Annotated in this window: 24 protein-coding genes; 19 read left to right on the top strand and 5 right to left on the bottom strand. The window is 29.5% G+C overall.

The genetic code is table 11. The features are described from left to right. Window positions 1-46 precede the first annotated feature (46 nt). Window positions 47-1,381 carry an NAD(P)/FAD-dependent oxidoreductase gene (locus N5D46_RS04400; RefSeq protein WP_115000890.1) on the bottom strand — a complete coding sequence of 445 codons (1,335 nt, stop codon included), beginning with the start codon at window positions 1,379-1,381 and terminating at the stop codon, window positions 47-49. Between the two features lie 297 nt (window positions 1,382-1,678). On the opposite strand from N5D46_RS04400, the gene N5D46_RS04395 reads away from it, so the two are divergent. The 8 genes from N5D46_RS04395 (at window position 1,679) to arfB (ending at window position 10,997) form a co-directional block, all read left to right on the top strand. Further along, window positions 1,679-2,758, top strand: a complete 1,080-nt coding sequence (locus tag N5D46_RS04395; protein ID WP_280049278.1) for an NADH:flavin oxidoreductase/NADH oxidase — start codon at window positions 1,679-1,681, stop codon at window positions 2,756-2,758. A 3-nt stretch (window positions 2,759-2,761) separates the two neighbouring features. Further along, window positions 2,762-3,151, top strand: coding sequence for a VOC family protein (locus N5D46_RS04390; RefSeq protein ID WP_125349274.1), 390 nt, complete (start codon window positions 2,762-2,764; stop codon window positions 3,149-3,151). An 8-nt stretch (window positions 3,152-3,159) separates the two neighbouring features. Next, on the top strand, window positions 3,160-4,314 hold the full coding sequence (locus tag N5D46_RS04385) for an MFS transporter (RefSeq protein ID WP_115000887.1): 1,155 nt from the start codon (window positions 3,160-3,162) through the stop codon (window positions 4,312-4,314). Between the two features lie 80 nt (window positions 4,315-4,394). Beyond that, window positions 4,395-5,189, top strand: a complete 795-nt coding sequence (locus N5D46_RS04380) for a LytTR family DNA-binding domain-containing protein (RefSeq protein ID WP_280049277.1) — start codon at window positions 4,395-4,397, stop codon at window positions 5,187-5,189. Further along, window positions 5,176-8,208, top strand: a complete 3,033-nt coding sequence (locus N5D46_RS04375; protein ID WP_280049276.1) for a histidine kinase — start codon at window positions 5,176-5,178, stop codon at window positions 8,206-8,208. The genes N5D46_RS04380 and N5D46_RS04375 overlap by 14 nt, the downstream gene beginning before the upstream one ends. Before the next feature lie 260 nt (window positions 8,209-8,468). After that, the gene (locus tag N5D46_RS04370) at window positions 8,469-9,422 is read left to right on the top strand and encodes an aldo/keto reductase (RefSeq protein ID WP_280049275.1); all 954 of its coding nucleotides are present in this window, start codon (window positions 8,469-8,471) and stop codon (window positions 9,420-9,422) included. Between the two features lies 1 nt (window position 9,423). Next, window positions 9,424-10,605 carry an MFS transporter gene (locus N5D46_RS04365; protein ID WP_125349278.1) on the top strand — a complete coding sequence of 394 codons (1,182 nt, stop codon included), beginning with the start codon at window positions 9,424-9,426 and terminating at the stop codon, window positions 10,603-10,605. Continuing rightward, complete coding sequence (arfB, locus tag N5D46_RS04360) at window positions 10,605-10,997, top strand: alternative ribosome rescue aminoacyl-tRNA hydrolase ArfB (protein WP_221856281.1); 393 nt, start codon at window positions 10,605-10,607, stop codon at window positions 10,995-10,997. Before N5D46_RS04365 ends, arfB begins: the two co-directional genes overlap by 1 nt. Window positions 10,998-11,002: 5 nt before the next feature. Here the strand turns inward: arfB and N5D46_RS04355 are convergent, their stop codons facing one another. After that, the gene (locus N5D46_RS04355) at window positions 11,003-11,272 is read right to left on the bottom strand and encodes a DUF1294 domain-containing protein (protein WP_125349280.1); all 270 of its coding nucleotides are present in this window, start codon (window positions 11,270-11,272) and stop codon (window positions 11,003-11,005) included. 146 nt (window positions 11,273-11,418) lie between these two features. Here N5D46_RS04355 and N5D46_RS04350 point away from each other — a divergent pair, with 146 nt between their 5' ends. From N5D46_RS04350 to N5D46_RS04320, 7 genes are all read left to right on the top strand, one after another. Continuing rightward, entirely contained in the window at window positions 11,419-12,138 is a 720-nt protein-coding gene (locus tag N5D46_RS04350; protein ID WP_038331245.1) for a 3-ketoacyl-ACP reductase, read from the top strand. Between the two features lie 121 nt (window positions 12,139-12,259). Continuing rightward, on the top strand, window positions 12,260-12,892 hold the full coding sequence (locus N5D46_RS04345) for a hypothetical protein (protein ID WP_280036168.1): 633 nt from the start codon (window positions 12,260-12,262) through the stop codon (window positions 12,890-12,892). A 9-nt stretch (window positions 12,893-12,901) separates the two neighbouring features. Beyond that, complete coding sequence (locus N5D46_RS04340) at window positions 12,902-13,201, top strand: transcriptional regulator (RefSeq protein ID WP_280036166.1); 300 nt, start codon at window positions 12,902-12,904, stop codon at window positions 13,199-13,201. 65 nt (window positions 13,202-13,266) lie between these two features. Further along, entirely contained in the window at window positions 13,267-14,670 is a 1,404-nt protein-coding gene (creD, locus tag N5D46_RS04335) for a cell envelope integrity protein CreD (protein ID WP_280036165.1), read from the top strand. A 592-nt stretch (window positions 14,671-15,262) separates the two neighbouring features. After that, window positions 15,263-15,463 (top strand): hypothetical protein, encoded by a 201-nt coding sequence (locus N5D46_RS04330; RefSeq protein WP_125349284.1) that lies wholly within the window; start codon window positions 15,263-15,265, stop codon window positions 15,461-15,463. 220 nt (window positions 15,464-15,683) lie between these two features. Continuing rightward, window positions 15,684-16,973: a branched-chain amino acid transport system II carrier protein gene (gene brnQ / locus N5D46_RS04325; RefSeq protein ID WP_221856936.1), complete on the top strand. Its 1,290-nt coding sequence runs from the start codon at window positions 15,684-15,686 to the stop codon at window positions 16,971-16,973. Between the two features lie 274 nt (window positions 16,974-17,247). Then, window positions 17,248-17,586, top strand: a complete 339-nt coding sequence (locus tag N5D46_RS04320; RefSeq protein ID WP_038331257.1) for a cysteine-rich CWC family protein — start codon at window positions 17,248-17,250, stop codon at window positions 17,584-17,586. 291 nt (window positions 17,587-17,877) lie between these two features. On the opposite strand, the gene N5D46_RS04315 is transcribed toward N5D46_RS04320, so the two are convergent. Next, entirely contained in the window at window positions 17,878-18,648 is a 771-nt protein-coding gene (locus N5D46_RS04315) for a hypothetical protein (RefSeq protein ID WP_125349286.1), read from the bottom strand. A gap of 180 nt (window positions 18,649-18,828) precedes the next feature. Here N5D46_RS04315 and N5D46_RS04310 point away from each other — a divergent pair, with 180 nt between their 5' ends. After that, window positions 18,829-19,950 carry a redoxin family protein gene (locus N5D46_RS04310; protein ID WP_280049274.1) on the top strand — a complete coding sequence of 374 codons (1,122 nt, stop codon included), beginning with the start codon at window positions 18,829-18,831 and terminating at the stop codon, window positions 19,948-19,950. 1 nt (window position 19,951) lies between these two features. Here N5D46_RS04310 and ybaK read toward each other — a convergent pair whose 3' ends face one another. Further along, complete coding sequence (gene ybaK, locus N5D46_RS04305) at window positions 19,952-20,443, bottom strand: Cys-tRNA(Pro) deacylase (RefSeq protein WP_280049273.1); 492 nt, start codon at window positions 20,441-20,443, stop codon at window positions 19,952-19,954. A gap of 301 nt (window positions 20,444-20,744) precedes the next feature. Here ybaK and tyrS point away from each other — a divergent pair, with 301 nt between their 5' ends. Next, entirely contained in the window at window positions 20,745-21,947 is a 1,203-nt protein-coding gene (gene tyrS / locus N5D46_RS04300) for a tyrosine--tRNA ligase (RefSeq protein ID WP_125349288.1), read from the top strand. Window positions 21,948-22,001: 54 nt separating this feature from the next. Here tyrS and N5D46_RS04295 read toward each other — a convergent pair whose 3' ends face one another. Then, entirely contained in the window at window positions 22,002-23,714 is a 1,713-nt protein-coding gene (locus tag N5D46_RS04295; protein ID WP_280049272.1) for a hypothetical protein, read from the bottom strand. Window positions 23,715-24,075: 361 nt separating this feature from the next. Between N5D46_RS04295 and N5D46_RS04290 the strand changes: the two genes are divergently transcribed. After that, the gene (locus tag N5D46_RS04290) at window positions 24,076-25,065 is read left to right on the top strand and encodes an LLM class flavin-dependent oxidoreductase (RefSeq protein WP_280049271.1); all 990 of its coding nucleotides are present in this window, start codon (window positions 24,076-24,078) and stop codon (window positions 25,063-25,065) included. Next, window positions 25,066-25,563, top strand: coding sequence for a hypothetical protein (locus N5D46_RS04285; protein WP_280049270.1), 498 nt, complete (start codon window positions 25,066-25,068; stop codon window positions 25,561-25,563). Window position 25,564 lies beyond the last annotated feature (1 nt).

Here is a 25,564-nt window from a genome sequence, read left to right as displayed (position 1 = left end):
CTCCGCTAAATTTTTAGCGGTGTTTTTTATTGATATACTTTTTTGATTAAGCTTCTACTTCTTTATCACGATTCTTTGGGAAACGGCGATAACCTTTCAAATTAAATCTAAAATCTTTTTTCGTTGGACGAACAATAATACGTAATGATGAATCATTTGTAAAATAAGTTTGTGCCCAGTTTAAGAAAATAGCTAATTTGTTACGTACAGTCAAGATTAACATCAAGTGCAAAAACATCCATGTAAACCATGCCAAACGTCCAGAGAAAGAGAATTTAGGTAAATCGACAACTGCTTTGCGTTTACCAATTGTTGCCATAGAACCTGGATCTTTGTATTCGAACAATGTCAATTTATCTTCAGATAAACCTTGTCCTAATTTGTCAAAGTTTTTCGCCAATTGTTCAGCTTGATCTCCTGCAACACGTGCTAATTGTGGATGTCCATGAGGATACTTCGGTGTTTCCATCGAAGAAATATCTCCAATTGCATAAATGTTTTCAGTTCCTAAAACTTTAGAAGTACGATCTACTTTCAAACGATTTCCTCGTTGCAAATCTTCTTGTTTTACTGCTCCTTCAGGCACATTTCCCATAACTCCAGCAGCCCAAATCAAATTTCGAGTATTGATTGTACGACCATCAGCCAAAGAAATTGTTTTTCCATCGTAGTCAGTTACGCGACCTTCTGTCCAAACATTTACGCCCATATTTGTCAAATATTCATAAGACTTTTTGTGCGCCAATTCAGACATTGGACCTAATAAATTTGGACCTCCTTCAATCAAATAAATATTCAATTTAGAGAAATCTAAATCTGGATAATCTTTCGGAAGAATGAATTTTTTCATTTGCGCAATTGCACCTGAAAGCTCAACTCCTGTTGGTCCTCCACCTACAACGACAATATTCATAATTTCTTCCAATTCTTCTGGAGATTCTGCAGAATATGCACTCTCGAAGTTTGTTAATAATCGATTTTTAAGCGTTAAAGCTTCATTTGTCGATTTCATTGGGAAAGATAATTCCTCAATTTGTTTGTTCCCGAAGAAATTTGTGGTACATCCCATGGCAACAACCAAATAGTCGTAGGAAAAATCCCCGATTGTGGTTTCAACAATATTTTGATCTTTCTTAATTGCTGTAACTTCGGCTAAACGAACGCTAACATTTTTACTCCCTTGAAATACTTTTCGAATAGGGAACGAAATATCACTTGCGTTAATCGCTGCAGTTGCAACCTGATAAAATAAGGGTTGAAATTGGTGGTAATTATAGCGGTCAATAAGTGTAACAGAAAAGTGTGGGTTATTATTTAATTTACGGGCTAATTTAAGTCCGGCAAATCCAGCACCTAAAATGACAATCTTTTTCTTTTCCAAAATTCACTTTTTTGTAAAATTACGAACAAACTAAGAAACAATGAAAGATTTATTAAAAATTATTCTGAACCTTAGATATTTACTATGATATCGGATTGATTATTAGATTTTTTTAAATTTATGTTTTTTGTCAGTTTTAAATAAATTGTTAAAATTATTTGTGATTTCACGTATTTTCAAGCTTTTTTAATTTTTATGAAAGATTAGAATTTAAACAATTTTTAAGCTTAATCATTTTAAGAAATCAATCAAATTCACGAATTTTATTCCAAATTAATCAAGTCAAAAAAACAAGTAATGAGCAAATTATTTGAATCAATCAATATAAATGAATCTATTTCATTAAAAAATAGAATTATTATGTCGCCAATGTGCCAATATTCTTCGGAAGATGGTTTTCCAAATGATTGGCATTTTCAACATTATGTTTCGCGTGCAGTAGGTAATGTTTCGGCGATTATACAAGAAGCTACCGCGGTTGTTGTAGAAGGTCGAATTTCATATGGTGATTTAGGAATTTGGAAAGATGAACATATCGAAGCGTATCAAAAATTAACTTCTGAAATCAAAAAATACAATTGCGTTCCTGGGATTCAGTTAGCGCATGCAGGACGAAAAGCAAGTACAGAAAAACCTTGGTTGGGACACAATCAAATAAAATCTGACGAAAAAAATGGTTGGAAAACGGTTTCGAGTTCTAGTTTACCTTTTAATGAATTGGATGAAACCCCACATGAATTATCAGTTTCAGAAATTGAAAATATTGTAAAAGAATGGGGAAAAGCAACAGAGCGTGCTATAAAATCTGGTTTTGAAATTTTAGAAATTCATGGCGCGCATGGTTATTTGGTTCATCAGTTTTTGTCACCTTTAATTAATAATAGAACAGATGAATATGGTGGAAGTTTCGAAAATAGAATTCGTTTTGTGTTGGAAATTGTTGCTGAAATGCAAAAATACATTACAACTCAATCGCTTTGGGTTCGTTTGTCAGCTTCGGATTGGGCAGAAAATGGTTGGAATTTAGAAGAAACAATCGAATTGTGTAAAATTTTAAAACAAAATGGAGTAGAAGTGATTGATGTTTCGTCTGGAGGAGGAGTGAGTCATCAAAAAATTGATGTCAAAAAAAATTATCAAGTTCCATTCGCAAATGAAATTAAAAACCAAGTCGAAATCATTACTGGAGCTGTTGGATTAATTTTTGAGCCAAAACAAGCCGAAGAAATTCTTCAAAATGAAAAAGCAGATTTAATCTTTTTAGGAAGAGAATTATTACGCGATCCATATTTCGCATTACGTGCTGCAAAAGAGTTAGAAGAAGATATAAAGTGGTTGCCACAATATGAAAGAGCAAAAAATAATCATTACGCATAAATTATGTTAGCATTAAAAAAAATTCATCATATTGCAATCATTTGTTCGGATTATCAAAAATCAAAACATTTTTACACAGAAATTTTAGGATTCGAAATTGTGCAAGAAGTTTACCGAAAAGAACGTGATTCTTATAAATTAGATTTAGCTTTGCAAAATTATTACTGCATCGAATTATTTTCTTTTCCTAATCCACCAAAACGTGTTTCTCGACCAGAAGCTTCTGGATTGAGACATATTGCTTTTGCTGTGGAAAATATAGAAAATGAAGTAGAAAAATTAACGCAGTTGAATGTGATGGTAGAGCCAATTCGTGTGGATGAATACACGCAAAAGAAGTTTACTTTTTTTGAAGATCCCGACGGTTTGCCGATAGAATTATACGAAGAATAGAAGAATAAATGGTAAAAAAGAGTTTACTTGCCTTAGCAATGGGAGGTTTAGCCATCGGAATGACGGAATTTTCGATGATGGGAGTTTTAGAAGATTTTGCAAAAGATTTGAATATTTCAATTCCAACAGCAGGGAATTTTATATCAATGTATGCAATGGGCGTAATGGTTGGAGCTCCAACATTGATCATGGCTACAAGTAAATATTCGCCTAAAAAAGTTTTAATCTTTTTTATGTTATTGTTTACCATTTTTAATTCACTTTTTGTTATTGCACCAAGTTACAATACCTTATTAATTGCTCGTTTTATGTCTGGTTTACCTCATGGAGCATTCTTCGGTGTAGGGTCTGTAGTGGCTGCACAATTAGCAACAAAAGGAAAAGAAGCGCAAGCCATTTCGATTATGTTTGCAGGATTAACGTTTGCGAATTTGGTAGGTGTTCCATTAGGGACGAAATTAGGACAAGTTTTTTCGTGGCGATTAACATTTGGGATTATTGCAAGTTTAGGATTAATCACGATGTTAGCGATTTCTCTTTGGGTTCCGAATCTTAAAAATACAAACAAAGGAAGTTTGGTAGAACAATTAAGTTTCTTCAAAAAATGGGAAGCTTGGGTATTAATTGTGATGATTTCTATCGGAACTTCAGGATTATTTGCGTGGATAAGTTACATTTCTCCGTTAATGACAAACGTAGCAGATTTACCCAAAACAAAAATTCCAATTATTATGACTTTGATTGGTCTAGGAATGTTTGTAGGTAATTTTATAGGTGGAAAATTGGCAGACACCATGTCTCCAAATAAAGCTGCAATCATCTCTTTTGCGTCGATGGCGGTTTGTTTAGTGATTGTTTATTTCACTTCTCATATACAAATTATGGCGTACATCATGTCGTTTATTACAGGATTAATTGCGTTTACAATTGGTTCGCCAATTCAAATGATGTTGATTAATAACGGAAAAGGATCCGAAACTTTAGCCGCAGCAGCTGGTCAAGCAAGTTTTAATATCGGAAATGCTTTAGGTGCATTTTTAGGAGGAATTCCGATTGCAATGGGGTTAGGATTTAATTCGCAATTGTGGGTTGGCTTTATTATGGCTTCGGTAGGATCAATAATTGCAGCAATCTTTTTACAATTAAAATCGAAAAGAGTTTAAAAATATTACTTCAATCATAATCAAAGGATGTTCTACGGAGCATCCTTTTTTAGTTTATATTTGTAACAAATTAAACTCAAATGAATCATTACAAAGCTCTTATTATAGATGATGAACACTTTGCTCAACAAGGGTTAAAGAAAATTATTCAACATGCTTTGCCAGATTTTTTTGTTTCCATTGATACTGCAAATTCTGTAAAAGAAGGCGTTGAAAAAATTAAGGAAAATCAACCAGATATCGTTTTTTTGGATATTCACATGCCAGAGGAATTTGGGTTTAAATTATTTGATTATTTCGATGATATTACGTTTGATGTCATTTTCACAACAGCTCATTCAGACTATATTTTAGAAGCTGTAAATCAATGGGGATGTTTGGGTTATTTGATGAAACCTATTTCAATTTCTGATCTTAAAGTATTATTGAATCGTTTTGTAGAGCGTCAAAATCAAACAAAAATAACGAAAGAGATTATTAATATTGCAGATGATTTTGAAGATGAAGTAGAAACTGATAATCTGAAAGATGTTTTCAAAAATGAGCATGGAATTATATTTATTCCATCTATAACAGAGGTTTTGGTACTGAAAATTGAAGATATTATTTATTGTAAAGCAGATGATAGTTATTGTACAATTTTTACCGAAAAAGAGGCGTACATGGTAACTAAAACGTTGAAAGAAGTAGAAAATTTAATTGATCAAACCAATTTTTTCCGTGTCAATAGATCGTATTTGGTTAATATTAATTTTGCTAAAAAATTTGATAAACGAAACAATTTATTGATTCTGAATTGTCATCCAAAAGATGGTGAATTAAATCTTCCTGTGACTTCTTTGGGGTATAAAATTTTATCGAATGTGGTTGCGTAACTTCATTTTTTTACTTGTTTTATTTCTTTGTTCTCATCAACTTTCTGCGCAATATGTTCTGACAAAACAATACACGTACGAAAATGGCTTGCCTGCCAATGAGATTTTGAGTGTTTACAAAGATTCTCGTAAAATCTTGTGGGTTGGAACTCGTTTTGGCGTATTTGTGAAAGACATGGACAATTTCAAAATGATGAAACGCTTCGAGAAAGTACAATACAATAATGTTTGGACAATAATAGAAGATAGGCAATATAATGTTTGGTTCGGAAGTTACGGACAAGGGATATTGAAATTTACTGGTCAACGTTTTGAACAAATTAATACAGCGAAAGGATTAGTTTCGGATCGTGTTCGAAATTTATTTTATTTAGATGATTTAATATATGTTGCTGCGCAAGGTGGTGTTTCGATTATTGATACAAAATCAAAGAAAATTTATAATCCTTCTTTTGAAAAAAATAACAATATTGTGTTCGAAGCGGTATCTTTTTTCGAATATCAAAACAAGGTTTATGTTGCAACAATAGATCATGGTGTTTATGAAGTTCATCGCGATAAGTTGAAGTTGGTCAATCCTTTCAATCGAATTAATTATAGTTTTTTGAATAATAATGATTTGTATTTGTCATCTTCTAAAGGTCTTAATATCATTTCGATAAACGATTTTTTGAATAAAAAATTGAATTTTAAAACCTACGATTTTCCAGTTTTTAGAAATCACAACATTTCAGATAAACGTCATTCTCTTTTATTAGCTGGTTACGAAACGGGTGCAGGAAATGGAATGGTTGCCGAATTAAAGGACAATAAAATAACAGATCAAACAGAAAATTTTAAAATCACTTCGGATTATCCGTATCGAGTTTTTAGTAGTAAAACGGATGATTTAATTTATGTTGGAAGTGCTGATAAAGGACTTTTTGAAGTTCATTTTAATCATTTTTTAGATTTTTCAACGATTGATAATAAAAGAGTCATTGAAATTCTAAAAGTTGCGAATACACAATATTTTTTAACACCAGAAGGACTTTATTTTCAAGAGAATAATGTATTCAATAAGCAGATAAAGAGAAATGCTTTTTATCAATATATGCTTCGAAATAAGTCAAAATTCAAAGATTTTTTAAGTCAATCAAATAAAGATTTTTATGAAATTGATTTTGATTTGAAAGAAAAAAATCTTCGTTTTTATAAAATGATTATTCGTCATAATTCGTTTATTATAGCAACTAATTTAGGACTTTTCGAGTTAGATTTTAATGGAGAATTCAAAGATTATTTACCTAATCGAACAAGTCAATTTACATATTTTAATAATCAATTTATTCAGACAAATCCTTTTGGAGGAATTTTGGTTTTTGATGATCTGAATAATCTAAAATATTACGCATATTCAGCTACGCAAGCGAATGTTCCGAAAGATGTTGTTTCGATTTGTCAAAATAAAAAAGCTGTATTTTTTGGTTCTTCTTTGGATGGATTATTCAAGTATGAAAATGGAAATTTTATTTCTTATTTGCAAAATAATCAGTTTAATGAATCTAAAATTAAAATGATAAAATGCATTGGAGATAATCAGTTGTTGGTTGCAACAGAATTTGCGAAAGTCTATATTTTAGAGGTAAAAGGAGATGAATTAATCACAAAAAAAGTAATCAATATTCGTGAAATTGGCGGGGAAAATATCAGTTCAATTGACATTTTTGGGAACTCAATTCTGATTGGAACCAATCGTAATTTACTCGTTTTCAATAATAATAAAACGTATATGATTGGCAACGAACAAGGTTTTGTGAATAAGGATATACATTCGTCTATTTTTGACGGAAAAACGGCTACAATTGGTGTAGAAAATGGATATTATAAGTTAAATCTTGAGAATTTATTAAAGCAAAAAAATCAGTCGAAAGAGATTATTATTACAAGTTTTAAAATTAATGATCAATCTTTTGGAATAGATAAATTTATGTGGTTTGATTTGATTGATAAAGATTTGAATTTAAAGAATAATGAGAACAATATTACATTAAATTTTGCTGTGGTTGATGCTAATTTTGCTCAAAGTTATAAGTACAGATATCGTGTAAATCCTGATGAAAAGTGGAACGAGTATTTTTATAACCCATCTATTTATTTGCGGAATATACCATATGGTAAATATCGTGTTCAATTAGAAATAACAGATACAAGCAATGGACAAAAACAAATTATTGATTTGGTTTCGTTGAATGTTGACGAACCTTTTTACTTGAATATTTATTTTATTTTGTTGTCAGTCTTAACTTTAGGATTGATTATTTATCGTTATAATACAAATAAAATCAAGACGTTAAATAAATTTAATCAATTAAAAATTAGTCAATTAAATGAAAAAAATACTCAAGAAAATCAACGTTTGCAATTAGAGCGGCAATTAACCGAAACGAAGTTAACAGCTTTACAATCGCAAATGAATCCGCATTTTATTTTCAATGTGTTGAATTCTATTCAGTTTTATATTTTGGATAATGATATTGATAATGCGTTAAATTCGTTGGGACGTTTTTCTCATTTGATTCGTCAGATGTTAAATCTTTCAACAAAAGATGAAATTAGTTTGAAAGATGAAATTGATTTTTTGAAATTATATGTTGAAGTTGAGAATTTTAGATGGAAAAATAAAATAGAATTTGATGTTCAAATTGATAGCCAATTGGATATTTATCGTATCAAAATTCCGCCAATGTTGATTCAGCCAATTATCGAAAATTCTTTTGTTCACGCATTTGATCAAAACCATTTGCAACCGATTATCAAATTGATTATTAGAATAAAAATTGATTATTTAGAAATAATTATTGAAGATAACGGAAAAGGAAATACAACACAAATTACGCAAAATAAAACTCACGATTCGAAAGCACTTAAGATAGTTAATGAGCGTTTACAATTGCTTAATCGTAATATTGAAGAAAATATTTTTATAAATTTTCATGAAAAAGGAACAAAAGTTCGAATGATTTTGAAAGTTGATTAAAATTTCACCTGAATAAATTCACAATTCACCTTGCTGAAACGTGAATTAACGAAATCTGAACTCTATTTTAATGATAGATATTATTCAGTATATATATTTGTGGTATCGATTTCAAACTAAGTATTAAACTTTGATGCTTTGTTTTCTAAACCTATGAAGACACCATAAAGTATCTTAAAAGTTACATTTTTCGACGTGTGAGTCAAAAAATTTTACAACAAGAAGCTACTGCAAAGTAGCTTTTTTTTATCTTTATCCCCATGAAAAATGTACAATTAGGAAATACAGATTTAGAGATAAAACCAATTTTTTTCGGAGGAAATGTTTTTGGTTGGACATTGAATGAAGAAGAATCTTTTCGAATTTTAGATGGATTTTTGGATCGAGGATTTAATGCGATAGATACAGCAAATAACTATTCGTATTGGGTTGAAGGCAATGTTGGAACAGAATCTGAGAGAATTATTGGAAATTGGTTAAAATCGAGAGGGGTGAGAGATCAAATCGTTTTGGCAACGAAAGTAGGTGGACGAAATATGATTCAAGATAAGCCAAATACTACAAAAGTTCATATCTTAAAAGAAGTAGAAGAATCACTTATCCGTTTACAAACAGATTATATTGACTTATATCAAACTCATTATGATGATGTAAATACACCTGTAGAAGAAACTTTATCCGCTTATAATCAATTGATAAAAGAAGGAAAAGTGAGATTTATAGGAGCTTCTAATTTTTCTTCGGAGCGATTGACTGAATCGTTGGATAAATCAGAACTTTATAATTTACCGCAATACAAAACCTTGCAACCTGAATATAATTTATATGATCGTCAGCATTTTGAAGAATTTTTGCAACCTGTTGCAGAGAAATATAATTTAGCTGTTATCCCTTATTACAGTTTAGCGAGTGGTTTTTTATCAGGTAAATATAAAACTGAAGAAGATTTACAACAAAGTTTGCGCGGTAATGGAATCAAAAAGTATTTGAATGAAAGAGGATTCAAAATTTTGGACGCTTTACAAACTATTTCTACACGATATAATATTTCTTATTCGGCAGTTGCATTGGCTTGGTTAATGGATCAGAAAACTGTTGTAGCTCCCATTGCGAGTGCAACTAAGGAACAACATCTTGATGCTTTTGTAGAAGCTGTAAATGTGCAATTATCTCATGATGATGTTAAACTTTTGACTGAAGCAAGTGAATATTAGAATGGAAAATTTACAAATGAAACCCAAATTAACTCCAATCATTTTATGGATAATGATTATTGGGAGCGGTTTGGTTGTGGCAAATAATTATTACAATCAGCCATTATTGTCATTAATCGCTAAAGATTTTAATGTTTCCGAAAGTAAAGTTTCTAATATTGCAATGTTAACACAAATTGGATACGCTTGTGGATTGTTGTTTATTATTCCTTTAGGAGATTTACTGAAACGAAAACGAATGATCTTAATCGATTTTGTTTTTATAATAGTAGCTCTTTTGGGAATGTATTTTGCACCATCTGTAAGTTGGCTTTTTCCATTAAGTTTTCTAATCGGTTTCACCTCAGTTATTCCGCAAGTTTTTGTGCCAATGGCGGCTGAATTAGCTGAACCTCAAAAAAAAGCGCAAGCTGTCGGAATGGTTATGAGTGGTTTGCTTGTTGGTATTCTACTTTCTCGCGTTTTTAGTGGCTTTATTGGTGAATATTTAGGATGGCGAGAAGTTTATATGATAGGCGCAATTTTAATGTTTGTTCTATGGATTTTTATCTATATATTTTTACCAGAAATACAACCAAATTTCAAAGGAACTTATGGTAATTTGATGAAATCGATTGTCGATTTAGTAAAAAATCAACCGCAATTAAGATTAGCTTCTTTTCGAGGAGCTACAGGTTTTGCAGCATTTAGTGCATTTTGGACAACATTGGTTTTTCACTTAGAAGAAGCACCATTTTTTGTCGGAAGCGATGTTGCTGGTGCTTTTGGATTAATTGGAGCAGTAGGAGCATTAGCTGCTGCATTAGTTGGTAGAGTTTCAAAAGTTCTGTCAACATCAAAAATTATCTTTTATTCCATCATTACTATGCTAATTTCTTGGGGATTTTTCTATGAATTTGGCTATACATATTGGGGATTAATTGTTGGTGTAATTTTGATCGATTTAGGTTTACAAGCAATGCATGTTTCTAATCAAACCATTATTTTTGGATTAGATGCCAAAGCAGGAAATCGAGTGAATACGGTTTACATGACAAGCTATTTTATCGGTGGATCTTTAGGAACATTTATTGCAGCAAATGCGTGGGATAAATTTCAATGGAATGGAGTGGTTGCTGTTGGCGTTTTTTTTACTTTAATCTGTTTGATTTCTCATATTTTATTCAATAAAAATAATAAGTGATGAAAGATTTTTCTTCTGAAATAACATATAAAACAGCGAGAAGTAGCGGTGCAGGAGGGCAAAATGTAAACAAGGTTGAAACGATGGTTTTAGCAAAATGGAACGTTGAAGATTCCCAATTTTTTTCTGATGAAGAAAAAGCATTAATCACAGAAAAGCTAAAAAATAAGATTAATTCAGAAGGATTTTTACAAATCAATTCGCAAGAATCTCGCTCTCAATTGGACAATAAAGAATCTGCAACAAAGAAAATGTTAGAATTAGTTGAAAAAGCATTGATTATTCCAAAGTTTAGAAAAAAGACTAAACCTACTAAAGCTTCTCAACAAAAAAGACTGAATCAAAAGAAACAACAAGCTGAGAAAAAAGACGGTCGTAGATTTAAATTTTAGAACAATTAAATTCGATCAACTAAAAAAAATAATAAACTACATTGTATTGCTATAATCATTACTATTTTAAAAATAAAAGACTTTTTTCTTGTTTTATGACGATAAATCTGCATTGACATAAGAGAACCAATTGTTCCACCAATCAAAGTCACAAAACAAAGTGCTAATTCAGATACACGTCTTTTACCAATAATTGAGTTTTTTTTATCTATTTTAAATAAAAAAAAAGAGAGAACGTTGATAAGGAGTAGAGTAAAAAATAAATATTTATCCATTCAGTGTGTGATTAAGTAGTAAAAATACTTATAATTAAGTAGATAAAAAATATTTTTTTAGAAATCTGTGTTGTTTATCTTTGTACTTCAAAATCATAAAAAATCTTCAAAAAAATAAATTGTAAAATTTTAATTATAAAATAATTATGCAAGATTTAAAAGGGAAAAATGCTTTAGTCACAGGAGGTAGTAGAGGTTTAGGAAAAGCTGTTGCTTTGGCATTGGCTAAAGAAGGTGTTAATGTAGCTGTGACAGGACGAAATACAAAGACATTAGAAGAAACTGTAGAAGAGATCAAAAGTTTTGGAGTAAAAGCGGATTATTCGATTTTTAATGTAGTCGAAAAAGTTGAAGTGAAAATGCAACTTGAACGATTAATTGAGAGTTTTGGAGCGTTTGATATTTTGATTAATAATGCCGGTATTGCGGCTTTCGGAAGTTTTTTGGAAATGCCAGAAAATGATTGGGAAGAGATTGTGCGTACGAATTTATTTGGACCATATTATGTTTCTAAAGCAGTAATTCCTTCGATGGTAGAGTTAGGAAGTGGTGATATTATCAATGTATCTTCAACAGCAGGATTAAAAGGAAACGCAGTAACTTCTGCTTATTCAGCTTCAAAAGCGGGATTGATAGGTTTATCAGAATCATTAATGTTTGAATTGAGAAAGAAAAACATTCGTGTTACGACTTTAACTCCAAGTACAATTGCATCTGAGATGTCAAAAGATGTGTTGAAAATCACAGACGGGAATCCAGAAAAAGTGCTTCAGCCAGAAGATTTTGCTCAATTAATTGTCGATTTATTAAAATTAGATAAACGCGCAATGCTGGCATCAGCTTCTTTGTGGTCTACAAATCCTTAAGAATAATTGATTCATTCATTATATTTTAATTCCAATTTCATTTAGAAATTGGATTTTTTTTGAAAAAATATTTTGCAGAATCATTTTTTATATTAACTTTGAATTACAAAGTACTTTTAATATGAGCACAAATAATCCTGTAGAAAGTTTAAACGAAATCAAATCAATGATGCAACGCACATCAAAATTCACAAGTATTAGTGGATGGAGTGGTGTTTGGGTTGGAGTAGTGGGAATGATTTCTGCTTTTATCGCTTATGTTTTAATTTTACAAGATGCACTTCAAGTAAATTATAGAGGAACATTGACACCTATTTTAATGAAAAATTTAGAAATTAAATTATTCATTTTAGGAATTATAACCTTAATGGTTGCATGTATTGGAGGTTTCTTTTTTATGACCAGAAAATCGACAAAAGATGGCGTTAAATTTATAAATCCAGTTACAAAACGAATATTGCGTAAATTTCTTTTTGTTTTAATCGTTGGAGGAATAGTAAGTTTGATTTTTATCAATAATTTTAGTTTTGCTTATGTAGCTCCAGCAACGCTTTTGTTTTACGGCTTAGCTTTGTATACGGTAGAACGTGACACAATTGTAGAAATAAAATATTTGGCAATGTGCGAAATCTTTTTAGGGTTATTGGCTTTCTATTTTATTTTCAATGGTTTATTGTTTTGGTTTATCGGTTTCGGGCTTTTACATCTAATTTTTGGGATTTGGATGGTGCGAAAATATGATTACAAAGCTTAAATTTGCAACATGGATTTTAATCTTAATAAATTAAACAAAGTCTTTGATAATCGTATTCGTGTGGGAATTATGAGTGCTTTGGTCATGAATGAAGAAATTTCTTTTAAGGATTTGAAAGACTTTTTAGATTTGACTGATGGTAACTTGGCTTCGCACTTAAAAAAACTAGAAGAAAACGATTATATTACTGTACACAAAGGATTTATAGGTCGAAAAACGAATACAACTTATTCGATAACAGCACTTGGAAAACAAGCTTTTCAGGAGCATTTGAACTATCTTGAAAAATTAATAAAGAATATAAAATAATTTTTTTTGCATTTAAACTTTGAAAAAAAAAGTACTTTTTAAAATAAATAATAAAATTCAAACTTATGGAAAACAATGATTTAGAAAATGAATATCAACCTGAAAATGAATCAGTTTATTCACAAAACAAAACAATGATAAAAGGATTTTTGGTATGCCTTTTAGTTTTAGGACTTTTAATTCCGATTCCGTTCATTTTAAATTTAATTGAAGAACGACAAGGAAACAAGGAAAAAGTAATTACCGAAATTTCAGATAAATGGAGTGGGAAACAGACGATTTATGGTCCTTTTATCGAGGTTACTTACATGGAAAATGTAAATGATGGACAAGGAAAAATTGTGAAGCAACAAGTGAAAAAGTATATTTCTGCTAATGATTTAAATATCAATGGAACGATTGATACGCAGTTAAAAAGTCGTAGTATTTATGAAGCAGTAGTTTACAATTCTAAGCTAAATATCAATTCGAAATTTAAAAATTATTCGGATATGCTTGCAGAAATGGAAGTAAACGCAGAAAATATAGTTTCGACTAAAATTGTTTTTGGTATTTCCGATTCTAAAGGATATGAGAACAAAGTAATTGTACAATCTAACGACAAAAATTATCCGCTGAATATGGATAATTCGACTAGTACAATTACTATTCAACCAGAAGTTAGAGTAGAAAATGGAGAATATCAGGAACAAGCGAGTGCCACTAAAAAAGTGATGCCTGTGCAAATGATGTCTCAAAAAATAGATCCTTCTACATTCGATTTTAATCAAGTTTCAATCAATTTGGTGATGAAAGGTTCGCAAATGTTGAATATCATTCCATCGGCGATTAATACAAAAGTTGATTTGACTACAAATTGGAAAGATTTGAAATATGATGGGAATTTTTTACCTAATTCTGATCCCGAAACAAAGAATGGAAAAACCAATGTAAAATGGTCTATTTATCAACAAAATCCTTTGCAAGGACAGATTTGGCAAGACGCTTCTAACTTTTCTGATTATAGTTTTGGCGTTAATTTCTTACAGATGAACGATCATTATGACAAAACATATCGTTCGACAAAATATGCGATTCTGTTCATTGGATTAACATTTGTGGCATTTTTCTTTATCGAAAGTCGAAATAATTTTAATATTCACTTGGTACAATATGCGTTAGTTGGATTTGCAATCTGTGTCAATTTTGTGTTATTGTTATCGTTGTCAGAATATTTAGGATTTGACATCGCTTACTTTATTTCATCTGGTGCAACTATTTTATTGATTACATTTTTCGTTAATTCTTTCCTAAAATCCTTTGGATTAACATTCAAAATTACATTAATGTTAATTTTATTATACACATTTATTTACAGTGTTTTACAACTCAAAGAACACGCGTTATTAGTAGGAAGTATAGGATTATTTATTATTGTTGCAATCCTAATGTACTATTCAAAAAACATCGAATGGAACAAAACAAAATAACATTTGCACACTTATTTTTTGGGATTTTTTCATCGGTCTTGTACTGATGGCAATTTCCTTTACAGATATTGTGGTTAAAAATAATGATACAATTTTCAGTTTTTCTATTTTTATTATAGAGTTAGTGATTTGCCTATTTGCAGTGTCATTTTATTTGAAAATTGATAAGATTTCGGAGTTGTTTTTAGGAGAAATTTTCTCTAATTCTGGACAAATATTTACTTGGACCAACATTACATGGCTTTGTATTTCAGTAGCTTTTGTTTTAGATGAAACAATTATTCGAGGATTTTATGATTTAGGTTTTTATTTGCCGCTTTTAGGTTATTTATTGTTTCTTTTAATTATAGTCAATTTTTTTGCAGCAATATTCTACACTAATTTTGATGATGAAGAAACGATAGGTTTTAATTATCTTAATTATTTTTCGATTTTTTTAGCGGTAGTTTTAATACTATTTTTTAGTTCGGTCATACTATTTTTCGCTGTTTTTGAGTATCCTTCAATATCAATCTGTTTTATGATGTTTAATATTTATCTCATAAATATTATCGCAAAAATTTTAAAATCAAAAGTTTAATAATATTCTATTATGAATGTTTACTTCGGAATTATCATCTTATTTATTTTAGTAACGAGCATTGTATTTTTGATTATTATAGGTTACATTATTTACGGTGTTGTGAAAAAATATTTTAATAAGAAAACAGCTAATTATTCTATTATTTTTTATGTTTTAGCGATTGTTTATATTTCAATCAATCTATTTTACAAAGACGAATTGTCTCTTTAGATAAAATTTCAAATGAGTTGAGATTTGATGATATCGATGATTAAAACATTCATAATATATAAAGTTTAAATTTTGATAAATATAAAAATTGTTATTCAAATCTGTCAAATTTATAAATTAGCTGTGTGATTATCGAATAATTCTACTAAGTTTAAGGCTTGAAAATGCAATTGTAGTAATTTGCGAACCGTTTTTTAAAACAGATAGAATTATTAAATATATGAAAAGTAAAAAGTTAACCAATGTATTAACACTTGGATTTGCGTTGTTTGCGATGTTTTTTGGTGCAGGAAACCTTCTTTTACCTCCTTTGATAGGATTAGAAGTGGGCTCAAATTATTTCGTCGCGATGATTGCATTTGGGTTAACTGGTATTTTATTGCCATTTACTGGTATTTTATCTGTTGTTTTTTCGGGTGATAATTTTAATGATTTAGGGCATCGTGTGAACAAACATTTGGCGGCTATTTTAGGTACAATTATTATGATTTGTATCGGACCGTTAATTGCGATTCCTCGTACTGCCGCAACAACATTCGAAGTGGGATTAAAACCATTTTTTCCAACATTGGATCCGATGTGGGGATCGTTACTATTTTTTGCAGTAACACTTATTTTAGCGATTCGTCCCTCAAAAGTGGTAGACGTTATTGGAAATTATTTAACACCAGTATTATTGATTTTATTGACCTTATTAATAGTCATTGGAATTATATACCCAACCGCTGATTTCTTACCTTCAGACTTAACGATGATGCAATCTTTTTCGAAAGGTTTTATAGAAGGTTATCAAACATTAGACGTTTTGGCTTCTGTTATTTTTGCTGGAATTATTATTTCAGCAGCACGAGATAAAGGGTATATTGATACAAAAAGTAAATCTCAAATTGTAATTATATCAGGTTTATTGTCTACAACTTGTTTGTTATTTGTTTATGGTGGATTGATTTATTTAGGTGCTACTTCTGGAATTACAAATACAGAAATTTCTCGTGCAGAATTATTAATAGAAATCTCTCGAAATACATTAGGACAGTATGGGTTAATTGCAATTGCGTTATGTATGGCGTTTGCTTGTCTTACAACTTCAATCGCATTAACATCTGCGGTAGGTACATTTTTTGGACGTTTAACAAATGGAAAAGTAAGTTATACTGCTTTAGTGATTTTATGTACAGTAATATCGTTTGGTTTATCAATAAAAGGTGTAGACGAAATTATTAATTTTGCATATCCACCTTTGGCTTTCGTATATCCAATTACAATCACGTTAGTTATTTATATAGTGTTGTTTGGAAAAACAATTAAAAGCAAAACACCTTATATTTTTGCATTAATAGCGTCTACAATCATCGCAATTTTAGGATTATTGAAATTATTAGGAAAGTTAGATGAATCGACTATAGAAAATCTGAATAAAATTCCATTTTTCGAATACGATTTAGGTTGGATTGCACCTTCGATTATCGGTTTTGTAATAGGTTTATTAGTTGATAGATTAAGAAAATAAAAAATCCTCGGAAAATTATTCCGAGGATTTTAACCAATCAAAACTACTATAAAAACACTAATTGAATAATGATAATGTCTATCTTTTATTCTTTTACAAATTTCTTAAAGTTTTGACTTTAAATCTATTATTCTTAAATGATTTCTTTTATGTCTAGATAGAATTAATTTATAACTATTTATTTATGATGGTTATAGAGAATTTCAATCAGATGATTTAAGATAAGTTTATGAATTTTTCGTATTTTGAAAAATCAAATAAATAATCTAAAAAAATGATCGAAAATTGTTCGCGTTGTAACGAAACAATGGAGTGTAAGGTAGATGATATTTCGAATTGTGCTTGTACTACAATTGTTATAAAAGATGAAATAAAAGAGTTTTTGAAGAAAACGCATTACAAATGTTTGTGTAATTCTTGTATAGAAAAACTGAATTATTTTGTAGAATTAGATCAAGAATATCCACATCCAACAATGCCTTCGGAGTTTGTTCCTCATATACATTATTATATCGAAAACGGGTATTGGGTTTTTACAGAATTTTTCCATTATCAGAAAGGAAAATGTTGCCAAAATGGTTGCAGACATTGTGCTTATGGTTATAAGAAATAAAAAATGGTTCAACATGCATTGAACCACTAACCAACCTAAAAATACTATAAAAAAACTCTATTTGATTAAGGATATTCTTCTTCAGAAAATCAACTTCATTATCCTTAACAACTATGAATAAATTATTTATAGTACAAAGGTAGGTAGATTTCTTAATTTGATAAATAAATTTACATTTATTTTTTTATACTCAAATAGATAGGATTTATATTAATGTTAAGAAAATATTAAATTTACCTATTTATGAATATTTGCTAAAAAATCAATACTATATTTCCGAATGTTGTAATTCTAAGAAAAATATTGCATTATTTTTTTTGAAATTTTTTCAGCAGTTGTTTTATCTCCAGTTTCTTCCAAAGTTGTTACATAATCGTCTAAGAAACTTTTGATTTCTTGTTGATTAGAACCTTCAAAATTAGCTAAATAATCTTCGAAATCGATATTACCTAAAACACGATCAAAGTAAGTTTTGGCTTCATCATATTTTTTTAAACTCACCAATAAAGGCGCAATACTATGACTAATATAGAACTCGTTTACAGCAGCTTGTTCAGTATTTTCTTCTTTTTTGAAATGTGCAGAATTTAAGTAACTATTATAAGCTTCCACAGCTTTTTCATTTTCACCTAAAACCTCATAACAACGTGCTTTAAAGAATTTAATTTCGTAAAATTCGTCTTCATTCAGTTTATTGAAAAATGTAATACTTTCTTTGGGATTTGAATAAAATTTTCGGTATCCAATAATAAAATCTTCTACAAATTCTGTATCCGTTTGTTCAATAGCGAAATTCAATAAGCTTTGAGATTGTTCTTCTGTTAATTGTCCAATAAAAGCTTCCCAATAATTCACCAAAGTATTGAAATCATACGCCAAATCTTCCACAAAAATTTGTGCAGCAATTCGTAGAAATTTATCACCCAATTGATCGATTATTTCATGGTCTTCATCAGAAAAATCAGTTGAATTATACAATAGATTTTCGATAATTTCTGACGCCTTATCTTCTGAATAATCATTATTTAATTGTTTCAAAGCATTGCTAACATTGAATTCCATTTGTGTAAATTTTAAATTAAAAATCAACACAAAGGTAACTGATTTACTGCAAAAAAAACTTGATAATTTCAAAAGTTAATCGTCAATTCTAATGAGAATTTAATGAATAGTTTTTTTGAGAAAGTAGAATTTTAGTTATCTTGTGGTAGTTTTTATTAGTTTATTTAAAATAAACGTTTTATGTTACGAATCTATTCGATAGTACTAATTATATGTGGTTTTTGTTTTACAAAAGCTCAAAATTTGAATGTTGGTGCTCAATTCCCGATTAATAAAATTGAAAATGTCAATCAATCTTCAAACTTGAAAATTATTGTATTTACGCCAAGTTTATACAAAACGAATCCGTATGCGAGCATGATGACAACATCGCTGAATTATTATTTTGTGAAGAATTTGGCATTTTCGTCTCAAAATTCTCCAAAAATTGATGTGATTTATATCGTAAATGAAGATGATAAATGGAGTAAAGAACCGCAACAAGCGTTTGCTTTTAGCGAAACTTCGAATCAAAATAAGTTAGATGGAACAAAAGTATTTTATGATGAATCTGGAAAAATCTATAATGCAATTGGTTTGAAACCTTTTAAGCAAAATTCAATTTCGAATATAATTCCAACTTCTAATTCTAACAATGTTTTAGTAGAGAGTTCGATTCTTTTTTTAGTGGATAAAAACAATAAAATTTTGATGCGAGACAATGATTATCGTGCGCAAGGCGAACATTTAAAATCTTTGGAAAGATTGATCAAAAGAACATCCAAAACTGATAACATAGAAGTAAATGTTACACAAAATAAGAGCTTGAAAGTAGGTGATAAAGCACCAGATTTTATTTTGAATGGACCGAATTATAAGACTAATTCGACAGATAAATTTTTGAATGATAAATCGACTTTTAAAGTTTTAACGTTTTATCCTGCGGCGTTTAGTGGACAAATTTTGCCTGATTTTACGTCAATTGATACGAAAGCAGCAATGACTTGTGCTGCTCAAATTCAATTAATCGATCATAATCCATTGTTACAAAATGTAAAAAATTACGCAGTTTCTAGTTCTACAAATCCGTTGTTAGAATTATGGAAATCAGCTTTGCGAACAAATAATATTACGTATTTGAATGATGAGAATTATGCAATTTCGTTGATGTATAATTCTTATAATCGTTTAGGTTACAATAATAGAGCAACTTATGTGATTGATAAAAATGGAATTATTGTGTATGCAAATCCAGATTTGACGTTTGAAGATGAAGCAAAATTTCCAACTATTTTAGAAAAAATCATTCTGAATAGTAAATAAATTATGAATCAAATTGTGTAATATCTTCAAATTTAGCCTCAATCAAATTTCTTAAATCTTCGGGGTTTAGAATAATTTGTAAACCTCTTTTTCCTGCACTAATACAAATCTGATCTTGCAAAACAGCCAGTTCTTCTATGTAAGTAGGAAATTGCTTTTTCATTCCGATAGGTGAGCAACCACCACGAATATAACCTGTAACATTCAGCAAATCTTTCAAAGGAAGCATTTCGCAGTTTTTATTTCCAGAAACTTTCGCAAACTTTTTCATATCAAGATGTGTGTTCGCAGGAATTACGGCAACTAAAAATGGTTCTATATTTCCTTTTAAAACCAAAGTTTTATAAATTCCTTCTGGATTTACACCCAATGATTTTGCAACATGCAAAGCATCAATATGTTCTTCATCAACTTCATATTCACGCAATTCGTATGAAATATTGTGCGTGTCTAAAATTCGGACTGCATTTGTTTTAGCAGTTTTATTACTCATTCTATAATAATTTACACAAAGTTAAAACGAAAAACTTTTATAAAGGTTTTTCTATAGAATTATTGTCTAAGATAATTTTTTGAACGAAAATTTCTATTCTCAAAACTATTCTTACCTTTGCATTATAAATGAAGTTTTTGCAACACATATTACGTTTACCGTTTTTTAGCACTTATTATCGTACAATATTTGCTCGGGTAGACTATGTGTATACTTCGTATTAATTTTGTACGTCAAAAATTTAATCATAATCTACAAGCCCGAGCAGTTTTGCTCGGGCTTTTTTTATTTAAAAAAAATCATGGAAAATTTAAAAAGTTTAAAGGAAAATGTAGCTATTTTTTTACCAGAAAATGGATTGGAAGAAAAATTAAAATTAGCTGAAAAAGAAAATCGACCATTACGAATCAAATTAGGTTTTGATCCTACCGCACCAGATTTACATCTTGGTCACGCCGTTGTATTGAAGAAATTGAAAGAATTTCAAGATTTGGGACATCAAATAGTTATTTTGGTTGGGAGTTTTACAGCTCAGATTGGAGATCCAACAGGAAAAAATAAAAGTCGTCAACCGCTGAATGCAGAACAAGTTCAGAACAATGCGGAAACCTACATTAATCAATTGTCAAAAATTATTGATGTGAATAAGGCTGAAATTGTGTTTAATTCAGACTGGTTAGATCATTTACCTTTTTCGGATATTATTCAGTTGTTGTCAAAAGTTACGGTTGCACAACTGATGCATCGAAATGATTTTAATAAACGCTTCACCGAAAATACGCCGATTGCAATGCATGAGTTGGTTTACCCGATTTTACAAGCATACGATTCTGTTCAGATAAGTGCTGATATCGAAATGGGAGGAACGGATCAATTATTTAATTGTACAATGGGACGACAATTGCAAGAAACCAATGGAGAAGCTGCTCAGATTGTAATGTGTATGCCACTTTTGAGAGGAACCGATGGAAAAGAAAAGATGAGTAAATCGTTGAATAATATTATTGGTTTGACGGATGAACCAAATGAAATGTTTGGGAAAACAATGTCTATTCCAGATGATTTATTAGAAGAATATATTGCGTTAGCAACGGATTTTTCTATTGAAGAAAAAATGAATTTGAATGAGCGATTAAAAACAGATAATCCAATGTTAATTAAGAAATTAGTTGCAAAAAATATTATTATTCAATACCATTCTGTAAATGAAGCTGAACAAGCAGAAGAATTTTTTAACAATCAATTTCAGAAAAGAAATGATGAAAATAGAGTTTTCGAAGTTGTTAAAATTAGTTCTTTAAACTTTGAGAATGATAATATTACATTGTTAGATGTTTGTCATCAATTAAAGAAAGATTTATCGAGAAATGCAATCAGACGTTTGATAGAAAGCGGTGCAGTACAAATTAATGGAGAGAAAAAAATGGATGCTTTTGATGATTTTGAATTAAAAACCGAAACTAAAATTAAAATAGGAAAACGAGATTTCTTCGAGTTGAAGTAATAGTGAAAAGATGATTTACTATTTAGTAAATCATCTTTTTTATCTCCTATTTTCTTAATCTTGAAAAATTTGATCAAAATTTTTATATTTCTTTTTTAAGCGTTGTTTCGCTTTTTTGACTGAATCAGCCGAAATTCCTAAGATTTGCGAAATTTCTAAATTGTTCAAGCCTAATTTTAACAAATAAATAGTTCTCAAATTAGATTCGGTTAAAGATGGAAAATTTTGAGAAAGATATTTTACAAAATCGTTTTGTTCATGAGCAAAAATATTTTTGAAATTTCCCCAACTTTCGTCTGTCATTAAATGCGAATCTAAGAGATTAACTAATTCATTATATTGTTTTTCTTTGTTTATGGTACTTGAATTGGAAATAGAATTGATTTCATTTTTTAATGTAACTATTTGTTTATTCTTTTCAGACAAATAAGTTTTATAAGATTCTAAAGTTTGAGCGGTTTTATTTAATTTATTTTCAGACTTAAGTTTTTCATTTTGAATAGATAATATTTTATTATCGTATGTAGAATTTTGTATTTTTATTTTTCGACGATAAGAAATTATTACAAATAAAATGATGATGATTAATAGAAAAGAAATAAGAAATAATGCATTTTTTAGGATGGTTGTTTTCTCTTGTTCTGCTTTTTCTGCTTCAAATTTAAAGTTGAAATTATCTTGTTGAATTTTCCAATTAATTTCATTAATCACATTTTGACCATCAGTTTTTTGTAACTCTAACTCCAATTCATCTAGTTTTCTTCGACTAATTAACTCCTCATTGGTGTTATTGTTTTTTACAGCAATTTCTAATAAGATTTTATAAATGTCATATTCAAAACTGTTCAAATAAATTTTCTGAGAAGCATATTCTTTTGCTTCATTCAAAATTATTTTAGCATCATCAATTCGATTTAATTGCAAGTACAATTTTCCCAATTGAATATTAGCGTACATTAAATTTCGAGCGTTTTTTAATTTTTTAGAAATTTTAATATCTTTTTTCAAATTATCAATCGCTAAATTGTAATGTTTGTTGAGAATATTTATAGAGGCAATATCACCTAAAGCTTTTGCATATCGAATTTCGTCCTTATTTTGAATTGCATATTCTTTTGTTAATTCGAAGTAATTATTTGCTTTATTAATATTATTTTTATTCATAAAAACATGACCAATCGCATTCAGAATTGTTCCATATTCGTGGTCCTTTTTGTTGGTATATTTTAAAGCTAACAAAAGATATTTTTCACTTTTATCAAATTCTTTTACATTCATAAAGTAAAATGCATTCTTTTTGTAAACATCACTTTTAGAAAAAATATCCTCATCTTTTGTTAAGTCGAGAAGTTTTGATGCTTCCATAAAATATGGATAAGCATTTTGATATTGGCTAAAATTATAATAGTAATACCTATATTGTGTGTTCACCCAAATTTGTAATTCTGGTGAGTTAACATTTTTTGAAACTTTTAATGCAGACTCAAATAACGAATTACTTTTTTTGTTTAATTTATCGTTGGTTTGTGCATAAAGATTAGCTAAATAAACTTGATAAATTGATTTTAGACTTTTTGATAAAAAAGAAGTTGATGAGATATCTAATTTCTTGAAATTATTTTGCAATTGAATAGAATCTGTCACATTTTTATTCTGTTCGATGATTTTTTCAATAAGAATACGTTCATCATTTTTACTAATAGAACTAAATGATGATAAAAATAAAAAAGGAAAGAGTAGGAGCGTAAAAAAAATAGAAACTTTCAATATATTATTTTTTCAAATATAGACCGAAAAAATTGTAAATCTTAACAAAAAATTGAATTATTTTTATGTTTCACTTTATTTTCAAAATATTGATATTTAGATAAATATGAAATGTCCCCCCAGTTGTCCCCCTCTAAATTGAGTATTTATTTTTTTAATTATCTATTTTTGAATTATGTATTTCGAAAGATTACTAATCTATCATCAAACTATTAATTAAAAACTAAACGCTCTCAACTACTTAAACCTATTTATAAATCCAATTATCAAATTTATCTCCTCTATAATGTATATTATGGAGGAATTTTTTTTAAATTTTTTCTTTGTAATTTAGTTTCATATTTTAATTAGAGAAGAACGGATGAGAAAAATAAATTACTCGGTGTTAGATTTGGCTTATGTGAGAGAAGGGGATACATTAAATCAAACGTTCAAAAACACGTTAGATAACGCAAAATTTGTCGACGAAATAGGGTATAGTCGTTATTGGCTATCCGAACATCATAATATGCAAAATGTTGCGAGTGCGGCAACTTCTTTATTAATAGGTTATGTAGCAAATGGAACTTCAAGAATTAAAGTTGGTTCGGGAGGAATCATGTTACCTAATCATACTGCTTTATCAGTTGCAGAACAGTTTGGAACATTAGATGCGCTTTATCCAAATCGTATCGATTTAGGTTTAGGTCGTGCGCCAGGAACAGATCAATTAACGGCGTCTATTTTGCGTAGAGGCGATAATTTTATGAATTATGATTTTGAAGCTGAAATCAAAAATCTACAAAACTATTTTAGTTTAGATAATAAAGAAAGTAAAGTGCGTGCAATTCCTGGAGAAGGAGCAAATGTGCCGATTTATATTCTAGGATCAAGTACAGATTCGGCTTTTTTGGCGGCTAAATTAGGTTTGCCTTATGCGTTTGCAGGTCATTTTGCGCCACAACAATTCTATAATGCGGTAGAGATTTATCGCTCTCAATTTCAACCTTCTGAATTTTTGCAAGAACCATATACGATTGCTTGTGTCAATGTAATTGCGGCGAATACAGACGAAGAAGCACATTATTTATCGATGTCGATGTACCAAGGTTTTTTGAATATTATTACCGATAAACGTCAGCCAATTGTTCCTCCCGAAAAAACACAGTTAGAATTGGCTTCGCCTGAGCAAAAATATATGCTAAAAGGAATGACAGCTTTGTCTTTTATTGGAAGTAAAGGTGCATTGGCGCAGAGTTTTGATGAATTTATTTTTGAATCTAAAATTGATGAAATGATGGTTTCAACGAATGTTTTTGATCAAAAAGCAAAACGAAAATCGTATCAAATTGTAAGTGAATTGTTTCGTTAAATGAAATCAAAGAAGTCAATCTCAAAGTTCAAGTATTATTCAATGTTTGTTGATCAATTCAAAGATCAATTGACGATTGTTTTGATGCTAAATCTTGTTCTATTTTTTATTGCAAACCATTGGAGTTACCTTGTTCCAGAAGAGTTTTTGTTTGTAAGTCACAAAGATATTTTTGGCTTATTTAGAGAACAATTTGTGTTGAACGAATTTTTCGAGGTGTTGGCTTATACTTTTTTGGGCGCTTTATTTATCCATTTCGGAACATATAAAATGAATAAAATCTGGATTTTTAGGCTTAATGCGTTGCTTTTAGTAATTGTTTCCACTTATTTTTGGACAATTCCTTCGTTGCAAAGTGCTGAGATTGTTTTACAAAAAGGTCATCCTTATTTTATTGCGGCGATTATTGGTCAAATTCTTTTGTATTTGATTGTCGGAAACGAATTTTTAGGTTCAATCAAAAATAAAAGAAAACAACCCAAAATCAATCATTCTTAGT

Source organism: Empedobacter sp. GD03865 (assembly GCF_029840775.1).
GTDB lineage: Bacteria > Bacteroidota > Bacteroidia > Flavobacteriales > Weeksellaceae > Empedobacter > Empedobacter falsenii_B.
The sequence above is the reverse complement of the archived record's forward strand: the minus strand, read 5'-3'. Positions and strand labels throughout refer to the sequence as shown.

Coding starts and splice junctions, on each gene's coding strand:
- N5D46_RS04395 (WP_280049278.1), top strand. CDS start 1,679: ATGAGCAAATTATTTGAATCAATCAATATAAATGAATCTATTTCATTA.
- N5D46_RS04390 (WP_125349274.1), top strand. CDS start 2,762: ATGTTAGCATTAAAAAAAATTCATCATATTGCAATCATTTGTTCGGAT.
- N5D46_RS04385 (WP_115000887.1), top strand. CDS start 3,160: ATGGTAAAAAAGAGTTTACTTGCCTTAGCAATGGGAGGTTTAGCCATC.
- N5D46_RS04380 (WP_280049277.1), top strand. CDS start 4,395: ATGAATCATTACAAAGCTCTTATTATAGATGATGAACACTTTGCTCAA.
- N5D46_RS04375 (WP_280049276.1), top strand. CDS start 5,176: ATGTGGTTGCGTAACTTCATTTTTTTACTTGTTTTATTTCTTTGTTCT.
- N5D46_RS04370 (WP_280049275.1), top strand. CDS start 8,469: ATGAAAAATGTACAATTAGGAAATACAGATTTAGAGATAAAACCAATT.
- N5D46_RS04365 (WP_125349278.1), top strand. CDS start 9,424: ATGGAAAATTTACAAATGAAACCCAAATTAACTCCAATCATTTTATGG.
- arfB (WP_221856281.1), top strand. CDS start 10,605: ATGAAAGATTTTTCTTCTGAAATAACATATAAAACAGCGAGAAGTAGC.
- N5D46_RS04355 (WP_125349280.1), bottom strand. CDS start 11,272: ATGGATAAATATTTATTTTTTACTCTACTCCTTATCAACGTTCTCTCT.
- N5D46_RS04350 (WP_038331245.1), top strand. CDS start 11,419: ATGCAAGATTTAAAAGGGAAAAATGCTTTAGTCACAGGAGGTAGTAGA.
- N5D46_RS04345 (WP_280036168.1), top strand. CDS start 12,260: ATGAGCACAAATAATCCTGTAGAAAGTTTAAACGAAATCAAATCAATG.
- N5D46_RS04340 (WP_280036166.1), top strand. CDS start 12,902: ATGGATTTTAATCTTAATAAATTAAACAAAGTCTTTGATAATCGTATT.
- creD (WP_280036165.1), top strand. CDS start 13,267: ATGGAAAACAATGATTTAGAAAATGAATATCAACCTGAAAATGAATCA.
- N5D46_RS04330 (WP_125349284.1), top strand. CDS start 15,263: ATGAATGTTTACTTCGGAATTATCATCTTATTTATTTTAGTAACGAGC.
- brnQ (WP_221856936.1), top strand. CDS start 15,684: ATGAAAAGTAAAAAGTTAACCAATGTATTAACACTTGGATTTGCGTTG.
- N5D46_RS04320 (WP_038331257.1), top strand. CDS start 17,248: ATGATCGAAAATTGTTCGCGTTGTAACGAAACAATGGAGTGTAAGGTA.
- N5D46_RS04315 (WP_125349286.1), bottom strand. CDS start 18,648: ATGGAATTCAATGTTAGCAATGCTTTGAAACAATTAAATAATGATTAT.
- N5D46_RS04310 (WP_280049274.1), top strand. CDS start 18,829: ATGTTACGAATCTATTCGATAGTACTAATTATATGTGGTTTTTGTTTT.
- ybaK (WP_280049273.1), bottom strand. CDS start 20,443: ATGAGTAATAAAACTGCTAAAACAAATGCAGTCCGAATTTTAGACACG.
- tyrS (WP_125349288.1), top strand. CDS start 20,745: ATGGAAAATTTAAAAAGTTTAAAGGAAAATGTAGCTATTTTTTTACCA.
- N5D46_RS04290 (WP_280049271.1), top strand. CDS start 24,076: ATGAGAAAAATAAATTACTCGGTGTTAGATTTGGCTTATGTGAGAGAA.
- N5D46_RS04285 (WP_280049270.1), top strand. CDS start 25,066: ATGAAATCAAAGAAGTCAATCTCAAAGTTCAAGTATTATTCAATGTTT.